Here is a 9310-nt window from a genome sequence, read left to right as displayed (position 1 = left end):
TGGTGGTTGGGAGGACATCACACTTCCGGGGGTCGGATGCACCGTGAGTGGTCGTCGTCGAGGACACAGTCCCAAATGGTCTTCGTGATCGACTAGGATTGCCAATTGATACCTATGCGCTTCGAAGAGTTACATATTGTGGGAGGAAAAGCACAGAGTTAATAAGGGAGATTACATTTCATCCCACACGAACCAGCAAGAGAAGAGGGTTGGTTCGCGTGGTGAGCACGAAATGAACAGGAGATTGTCGATAGCATCCCTGTGTTTTGTAGCGATGTTCTTTGTGACAGCAATGCCGCTTGTCGCAGCTGCACCGCTTCAGAACACTCTGGTGCCGTCGTACGGATTGGCACTCGGGACAGACTCCCCGCAGCCGTTGACCACTGAGAGCTATGTCATTGAGTCGGCGCACAACTACGCCAACAACTTTGACTACACATGGACCATCAACAAGGCTGGTGCTACACAGATTCGGGTGCACTTCACAAAGATCGATGTGGAGAAGAACTACGACTACGTCTATGTCTACGACTACGCGGGAAGTCAGCTTCACAAGCTGACAGGCCTGTACTCGTCAGGCGGTTGGTCATCCTACAGCTATGGCGACACAATCAAGGTCCGACTGAAGACTGACTCCAGTGTCACAAAGTGGGGCTTCAAGATCGACCAGATTGAGTACACGCTTGGCGGTGGTGGTGGTAACCATGTCTTGACGAGCGGCGTCCCAGTGACAAGCTCTCTGTCAGCGACTGGCGCCACAGAGACTTGGACCATAGTTGTTGATGCCAATGCCCAGAGCATGTACTCGGTTCTGACCTGTGGTAGTGCCGATTTCGACCTGTATGGAAGACTCGGTGCAGCTCCGACCACATCAACCTACGATTGGCGAGGCTACACCAGTGGCGGCGAGGAAGTGACCTTCAATGCTCCCGGAGCTGGAACATGGTACATCATGGTCCGCTCATACTCGGGGACCGGTAGTTACACCCTGACTGTGACTGTCACCTACGGTGGCGGTGGCGGTGAGGGTGAGAAGATTGGTGTGTTCTTCTGGGCCAGTGATGCCGGAACTCAGACCGTGATCAATGAGTACAAGGCGATTCTCCAGAGCGAGGGATACACGAAGTTCTTCGAGTTCAAGGACACGACGAACTTCGCAAATGACTTCGCAACTGTTGCGGCCTACGAAGACTCGACCGACATCATCTTCTTCTACCTGTTCGGTCATGGGAACAACGATGGCTACCACTCCTACACTGCTTTCAGGACTGGCGGCTATAGCATCGTCTATTCGAACACATTCAGGTCATACTTGGATGGTCTGGATAGCACAAAAGTAGGACTCCTCATCTCGTCCTGTCACTCAGGTGACTGGGCAGATGACATGGCTGGCGGCGGGTATCTTGCGATGTCCTCGTCAGACGAGACCCACAATTCTTGGGCAGTGAGCACTCTACCTGGTGAAGAGGTGTTCGCGAACTACTTCTGGCAGTATGTGCAGCAAGGCTACAGCGCGGTCAGCGCCTTCAACGCTGCCAAGGCGTTGATGCCGACAAGCGGCACGTATGTACAGAATCCCAAGATAGTGAACGAGTGCTCCTACAGCTTCTTTGCATAGTCCGTCAAAGCTGCGAAACACGGTCCGTGAGCAGATGCTCAGGGGCTGTGTTTCCGTTTTTTTTTCTCCTTTCTTGCTCCCCACGATACGGACTTGTCTGCTGGAGTCGTCCTAAGTCCTCAATGTCCGGACATATCGCATGACATGCATCTGTTCTGAGCATCTGCGGACACAGAACAGCAAGTGCCCAATCCAGTCTGCGACTCCTCTTACACTGTTTCAGCACAACCAATCATCAGGTCTACCAGTGCTAGTGACACTGACCACTCTTGCTCTGAACCATTATCACGCTACTGAACGGTTTCCTGTACCATTCCTAGCGTACAGCCGTTCCTGGTATGCTGATGGTCGTATATGGAGAATGGATGAGGTGAGCTCAGGTTGGCAGGAGTGATGTATTTGTGATGCGCACTCGCGAGTTATCAGGAGTCGACTAGACTAGGCCCATATCCACCGGCCGCCAGATGTGAACTAGGACTTCCTAATCACGTAGGCTAGGAGAAGTATGCTTCCCAGTATTCCCACCCCATAGGCGAGATCGAGGACGCTCACTGCGGGCAGAAGACTCAGAGAAACAAGGACAACACTTGAAACCAATAGCACGACAAAGGACGAACTCACGAGCAGGGCTCTCTCACCTCGTGTCAAGGGAGCACTGTCATGCGATAGCATCCGTAGCCACAGTACGATGAGCAGGCCTGCGAGCGGCGGGATGACGGCCAGCACCACGCACATCGGGAACAGAAGGAGGCCACTCAGCTCTCCTCGGATCCTCTCCATACTCTGGCGATAACGTTCAAACTCCTTCGCGTATACCTTTCCAAAGTCCTTCCTCACTCTAGTCTGATAGCCCCTCCAGAGAGAGTAGTGGAACCGTTTAAGCTTGGTTTCTGTTTCTGCAACTATCCCTTCGTCTTCCTCATGCGGTAACGCGTTCGTCACAGCCGGCACGATGTATACGACCGCCATTACCGACCAGACGCCGTACAGTGAGAGTAGGACTTCAATCGGGCCGAGTCCATAGCCCAGAAACAGGGCCACATAGATCTTGACCATGCCATAGCCTGCAATGGCCACGATTGGTATCGTAAGGACTGTCTTGACACGAGCTGCGGTCGTCCTCTTGTTTCTCATCATCTCTGACGTTCGTTGGAATACCAAGCTGCAGAACGAAGCGTACGTCAGCACTATTCCTATGCTCCCCATGAACTTCATCACTGACATTGAGGCCAGTATCAGGAAGAGAAGAGTTGAAGACGCCAGCAGCACCTCCAGACGCCAGCCACTGGCGTGGAGCTGAGCGGCAAGCACCGTCAGACCGAACAGAAACCCAACCATGTAGTGTCTTTTTCCTATGCTGTGATTCCTGAGACTTGGCACTTTTTCGTCACCCCGTGAAATCTGTGGGGTCGCTCAATGAAGGTGTACATCTTGCGCGGCCTTGACGTGATATGACAGACTGTTTGAGTGGATTGTACTATACCGAATGTCCGCAAGTCGCTATACATAACACTTTTCACAGATGCCCATCCCTGCCGTGATGTGGACAGAATGAGGATTGCCCTTGGCCAGCTCAATGCAACAGTTGGGGACATCGATGGGAATGTGGCTCGCGTGGTGAATGGTATTCGTCAAGCACGCCAGCTGGGCGCCGACATAGTTGCGTTTCCTGAGATGGTTGTGACGGGCTACCCTCCTCAGGACCTCCTCTATGAGAGGGATTTTGTCAGAGCGAATAGACACGCGCTGGAGGTGATTGGGAGGGAGTCGACTGGAATCACCGCAGTGGTGGGCTTCGTGGACCACGACGAGAAGTGGAAGCTCTTCAACGCTGCTGCAGTGTTAGGTGAGGGCAGAGTCCTCTCTGTGATCCACAAGACGCTCCTTCCAACGTATGATGTGTTTGACGAGGCCAGGTACTTCACCTCTGCAAGGCCTGAGGACATTCGCCCCGTATTGGTCATGACTCGTAGCGGAGAGGTGCCGCTCGGCATCGAGATATGCGAGGACCTTTGGGATGACTCCTACGATGTCAAGGTGACGGACATTCTGAAGTCTAGAGGGGCCCAGCTCATCTTGAACCTGTCCGCGTCCCCCTTCCACGTTGGCAAGGCACTCGAGCGCAGCAGGGTGGTGACCTCAAAGGCGACTCGAAGCAAGTTGCCGGTCCTGCTGGTCAATCTGGTGGGCGGACAGGACGAGCTTGTCTTCGATGGTCACAGTATGGCGTCCGACCCGGATGGGAACGTGATAGCATATGCTAGGGGCTTTGAGGAAGACATGATGGTGGTCGACCTTATGGAGGGCCGGGGGCCGGCTATTCCCCTACCAGAGCAAGACCGTGCCAAAGAGACCTTTGACGCACTTGTTCTAGGACTCCGAGACTACTTCCGGAAGACCGGCTTCAAGATGGCCGTTCTGGGCTTGAGTGGGGGGATTGACTCCGCAGTCACAGCCTGCATTGCCGCAGAGGCACTCGGACCCGAGAACGTAGTTGGCTTCTCGATGCCGTCCCGATTCTCCAGCGAACACAGCAAGACAGATGCGGAACTCTTGGCCGACAACCTTGGTATACATTACCTGCAGTTCTCCATTCAGGACATTGTGGACAGTTATCACGAGTCTCTAAGCAGCACATGGCAACGTTTGAGAGAGTCCCTTGATATCCACCCGGATGAGGAGGACCCCGTCGCCGATGAGAACATACAGCCACGGGTGAGAGGGAACTGTCTGATGGACTTCTCAAACCGGTTCAGGGGTCTCAAGATGCTTGTTCTCAACACCGGCAACAAGACTGAGCTTGCACTGGGATACTGCACACTCTATGGTGACATGACGGGAGGAGTGGGTGTCATCGGGGATGTGAGCAAGAAGCAGGTGTACGAGCTTGCACACTACATCAATCAAAGGAAGGGACGGGATGTGATTCCGATCGGTTCAATCACCAAACGCCCATCGGCCGAACTCAGACCCGACCAGTTCGACCCGTTCGACTTCGACATAGTGAGCCCGCTCGTCGACGAGATAATCGAGAAACGGACCGGCAGGAGGGAGCTCATCGAGATGGGCTATCCCCCCGAAGTGGTCGATGACGTCTATTCGCGGATCAGACGAGCGGAATACAAGCGATGGCAGGCGCCTCCGTGCATAAGAGTCACGCGAAGAGCGTTCGGGACAGGATGGAAGATGCCCATAGTGAATCTGTACAGGGGATGATTACTAGAGGGACCGAAGTCCAATCATCGCTGAAGGAAGACTCGACTATTGACATCGCGTGGTATGTCGTCCCGGAAATGCCATGCGGAGCCTCATGCTCGCTGGCATGCCCACGACAGCACAGGCTATACGTTATATGAGAGACTTACAAACTCCCAACACTGACAGGTGCACAAAAGAGGTAAATAGCGGCCATCCTATGCACTGTCAGGTATTCCCGATGGTCGATTACGTTCTCCTTACAACATCATTGATTTCAGCCATTGTAGCATACTTGGCTGGAGTCATCTTCGTGACTGCATATCGCAGGGAGCGGAAGTCGTCCCGCCTCCTGTGGGGTCTTGCATTCATACTGTACGCACTTGGACACACCATCGTTGTGATAACCACCTCGATGGAGATTGGGCCGACCAATCCGATATACATCACAACCACTTGGCTCTACATCAATCTCTCGGGAGCAGGAACAACCGGTCTGGTCCTGTTTGCAACAATGACATTCGTAGTGAAGAAGGCAATGGTCCGAGAGATTGTAACGGCAATCTTCGTGGCCCTGTACGTGATTGGTAGTGCTGCTTTCGGGTTCTTCCTGCCTGGTGACACCCCGCTTGCTGTGTTCAACCCCTCGACGCACACACAGCTCCTGAACATGAGCTACTGGGTGATTGAACTGCTGATTCCTGTATCGTTCTTCATCGGTCTTGTCTTTCTCAGGCACTTCACGACCAGTGGCAGCAGATGGGCCGTCCTCATTGGGCTCTCCTTCCTCGTCTATGCACTGGTGCTCTTCATCTGGCCAATACAAGACCTGAAGTGGCTGTTCTACATCATCCGGACAGTCTCTGTAGGGCTCTTGGGACTGGGAGGATACCTACTCGCGAAAGAGTGATACCGGAGGGACTGACTTGGCCTCCATTCGCGTCCAGTGTCCTGCATGCAAGAAGACCCGGGTGAAGGAGGTACCCGCCGGCATCGACCCCTCCAGGGGTATATCCTCCGTGCTGATTCCTGCCGATTCGGACTGCTCGCATGTGCTGGTGGCTTTCTTCGACGACAAGCTAAGGGTGCGTGGCGTTCAGCTCGTTGACTTTGCCCCGACTGAGACCCGAAGAACCGAGGTTGTTGAGGTCATGCCCGGAAGAGGTATGACACTGAAGGGAGCCCGGAAGGTGTTTGGTCCTATCCTGACGGACATGTTTTCATGCGTCTTGCAGGATAAGCCGCTAGTCCTCTGCGGGAACGTGGATGCAGGCATATCCGCATATGGCGTCCTCAACAGGGTCTTTCCGGACACTTTGAGGCTTGGCAAGAGTGTCATCATCTCAGAGCAGTGCACCAAGGTGCCAGAGGGGCTGACAATAAACGTTGGACTTCCTCTCATTGTTGGAGGTGAGCTGGCACGTGATGCCCACCCTGCACTTGAGTCGTATCTCCGAGAAGCTGAGGAGATGGATGATGCCGAGGCCATCGACCTGCTGTTGCGGAGGCGTGTTGCCATCCTGCATGCTGCGTCGGACTACCTCGGGAACGCTGTCAAGGAGAAGACTACTGCCAGGGCCGTGCTCAAGCAGTTAGAAACGGCTATTCATGTGAAGATCAAGCCGTCTGAACTGCGAGCTGTGCTACTGATCATGAAGTCACGCGGAATGGGACCCGTTGCAGATCTTGTAGTTCTCAGTGGTCTGGATGAGTTCTAGTGTACACTCTGGAACTGGTCAGGTGACCCGGGCCGGCAGACACGTTCACCTGACCTGTATTTCCTTCTTTCCGACTCGGAGCTACCGTTCATTTTTGGTTGGACAAAGTCTGATACAAGAGTCTTGTCACTCCTAGGAGACGGCACTGTGGTCACTCCTCGAGGTCTCATGATGTGTCGAACCGACCTCGAGCTCCCAGTTCCCGCACGGAGTCATATGCACCACGCAGTGATGTCCAAGACCGTCCAACTTCTGGGGAGCTGCTGCTAACCCGAGGGGCTCAAATGAACCTCACAAGCTTGACGCAGCGAGATCGCCTTAGTGATTACTTGCGCTGAGCAGCTTACGAAGTATGGACCTCCTGAGTGATTGACTGCTTCTTCTGTTGAGTCTCACTCACACTGCTTTGACGCTGCCTCTACCTGGGCGTGTCTCTGTTCCAATGTTGCGGAGGTGATAATTGATGTGAGTTCTGCCTCCAGCGCCTCAAAGTTCGTGCCCTCCTTCGCACTGATAATCACATACCTGATAGTCAAGTCCTCGGCCTTCTTTGCAACCTCTTCGCATGCACACTCTGTTGCACGGTCGACCTTGTTGCCCACCAGTATCCACCTGTTTCTCGGGATCGACTCAAGCATGGCCAGCCATTCATCAAGCGAGATCACTGTGTCAAACCTCTCGAGGTCAACGACCAGTACTGCGGCCTTAGCACCCCGAATCAGTCCAGGTTGGAAGAATCTGAACTGATTCTGGCCTCCCAAGTCAGATATCGAGACACCGAGTGTCACGTTCTTGCTGGTGTCAAGTAAGGACCATGACTCCACATCCATTCCAACTGTCATGTCCGTATTCACAAAGCCGCCCGTTATGAGCCGCCTTGCTATGGTGGACTTCCCCGCTCCTCCAGGTCCGACAAATACAACCTTGACATACTGTACGCTACGACGCGAAGAGGGCATGTTCCGCACCGGTTTGGAATCCATCTATCACTCTGTGTCAGTGACAGAGTTTGCGAAACATGGCGCCAGAGCGTGTAATAACTCCTTCTGCTTCGTCTGACGGTCTTCATGACACTAGGACTGCTCAGCGGTGTCATGACGGCATTCTGGAGTCTGATGAACTGAACCGTGGTGCTGTGCCTTCTTTGCGAGAATGACTGACTGTGATCACTGCGTTCGCGCGTGGCTGACCGTCACCTCACACCCCTCCATTGCACTTGGAGTCACGATGGCCACAGGTCCAGAATGGACAGCCTGCCAATACAAAGGTGGTCCGGGGCTGTGTAGTCATGGTAATGCCCACATGTTACATTGGTGATACGCTGATGATGTCCACATTGTACACAGCTTTATCTTGTTTCCAGAGGAAGGAATGGTCAGTTGTATCACGAAAAGCGAATTGGAGACACTGATGATGACCACACGACATACAGAACGAACCTGCCGGACCGCCTCGACTCTGCAGAGAAACGCGCAGGTCCTCCATGTTCTCTACGGACTTCTGGATAGTGACCGAGAGCCAACTGATGCGGACGCTGCAACGCTGCGATACCTCTACTCCAGTTCGTAGGTACAGTCACGCTCACCATTTCACAGAAATGCGTGAGGTCTTCATTCACTGTCTCAAATGCACCTCCCGGCAAAGGAGACACAGTGGAGCTGGGTCATCTCGACCCGCTCCACACCTCAAGGAGAAGGACACCATGAGCGACCGGGGAATCAACCAACTACAGAGAGTTTCACAAGGTCGCCGGTAACTACATATTCGATCTTCACGGTCACCTTGCTTTCTGCGGCTTCTGACACGGCATTGAGCACGCCCTGAGCTACGCCAATCACGAACTGCGGAGCAACGATTTGACCGACCTCTAGAGTCTTCTCGTCAATTAGCTTGGTCTTTCCGGCCTTGTCCAAGACGGGCTTGAGTTCGGTCTTCACTATAAGTCCTAACGACGGTATGTAACGAGCCCCCATCCTGAGTATGCTGCCACGCCACTCATTCCACATTCTGCGTCCGGTGAGTTCGCCGGCAAGAAAGAGAGCTTCGGGGGTCTTGATACGATAGACTATTAGTGAGATGAAGCGCGTATACTGTTTCATCGGGCTGGACTCCGACCATGCCTCCTCGACAGCTGCGCCAATTTGCTCGGCAGAGAGCTCAGTAGAAACGGCAGTAGCGGACCGACCAGAGTCAACAAGAATGACGCGTTCAACACCTCTCACAGAGAAGTTGCTGTCAACGTAGAGCGTCACGAAGTGGTCCTCATGTGCCACTAGCAGAGGCACAAGACCCCCCTTCTTGATCTGGTCCCGAAGTGCTTCGGGGTCAATCTCAGTGGAGAAGTTCTTTCCGCATACGCAAGCTACATTGACCTTCTTCATGGTATGGTCCACCATTCCCTGACGAATGCGGAGGGACGGGCCGCCTATATGCGTTTCTGGCCCGTCCTATGCATTGGATGCGCGAGATGAACTACTTCGTCCCCGGGTAGAGATAGTTGCAGAACAGAATCAGTACTATCACGATTCCGGTCACCACTAGCGCGGGCCACATCGTGAAAATGACGAAGATGTAGTTCAAGTACAACAGGTATGCACTGAGAAGGACTGCAAGACTGAAGACGACCACATACAATGGGACCTTGAATGGTCGTACCAATGCGGGCATCTTCATCCTGAGCCAAAGGGCCGTGAGACCTGCTGGGAGCGTCATGGAAACGAGGACCAACCCAATGCCGGTTGTCGCACAGACATCGACGACCGCCCCCCAGACCTCAAGG

The 9310-nt window shown here is 53.7% G+C and carries 8 protein-coding genes; 4 read left to right on the top strand and 4 right to left on the bottom strand.

What is annotated here, in order from left to right:
* The first annotated feature begins 232 nt into the window (after nt 1-232).
* Nucleotides 233-1618, top strand: a complete 1386-nt coding sequence (locus HXY34_01550; GenBank protein ID NWF94805.1) for a pre-peptidase C-terminal domain-containing protein — start codon at nt 233-235, stop codon at nt 1616-1618.
* A 471-nt stretch (nt 1619-2089) separates the two neighbouring features.
* Here the strand turns inward: HXY34_01550 and HXY34_01545 are convergent, their stop codons facing one another.
* A complete protein-coding gene (locus tag HXY34_01545) occupies nt 2090-2998 on the bottom strand; it encodes a hypothetical protein (GenBank protein ID NWF94804.1) in 909 nt (302 codons plus the stop codon).
* Nucleotides 2999-3169: 171 nt separating this feature from the next.
* Between HXY34_01545 and HXY34_01540 the strand changes: the two genes are divergently transcribed.
* The 3 genes from HXY34_01540 (at nt 3170) to HXY34_01530 (ending at nt 6531) form a co-directional block, all read left to right on the top strand.
* Nucleotides 3170-4834 (top strand): NAD+ synthase, encoded by a 1665-nt coding sequence (locus HXY34_01540; protein NWF94803.1) that lies wholly within the window; start codon nt 3170-3172, stop codon nt 4832-4834.
* A gap of 220 nt (nt 4835-5054) precedes the next feature.
* Nucleotides 5055-5723: a hypothetical protein gene (locus tag HXY34_01535; protein NWF94802.1), complete on the top strand. Its 669-nt coding sequence runs from the start codon at nt 5055-5057 to the stop codon at nt 5721-5723.
* Between the two features lie 16 nt (nt 5724-5739).
* Nucleotides 5740-6531, top strand: a complete 792-nt coding sequence (locus HXY34_01530; GenBank protein ID NWF94801.1) for a hypothetical protein — start codon at nt 5740-5742, stop codon at nt 6529-6531.
* A 392-nt stretch (nt 6532-6923) separates the two neighbouring features.
* On the opposite strand, the gene HXY34_01525 is transcribed toward HXY34_01530, so the two are convergent.
* The 3 genes from HXY34_01525 to HXY34_01515 all read right to left on the bottom strand — a co-directional run.
* Nucleotides 6924-7514, bottom strand: coding sequence for a GTP-binding protein (locus HXY34_01525; GenBank protein NWF94800.1), 591 nt, complete (start codon nt 7512-7514; stop codon nt 6924-6926).
* A 735-nt stretch (nt 7515-8249) separates the two neighbouring features.
* Nucleotides 8250-8912, bottom strand: coding sequence for a hypothetical protein (locus tag HXY34_01520; protein ID NWF94799.1), 663 nt, complete (start codon nt 8910-8912; stop codon nt 8250-8252).
* 91 nt (nt 8913-9003) lie between these two features.
* On the bottom strand, nt 9004-9310 hold a 307-nt coding region (locus tag HXY34_01515), incomplete at its 5' end, for a hypothetical protein (GenBank protein ID NWF94798.1).

This window comes from Candidatus Thorarchaeota archaeon (assembly GCA_013388835.1).
GTDB lineage: Archaea > Asgardarchaeota > Thorarchaeia > Thorarchaeales > Thorarchaeaceae > JACAEL01.
The sequence above is the reverse complement of the archived record's forward strand: the minus strand, read 5'-3'. Positions and strand labels throughout refer to the sequence as shown.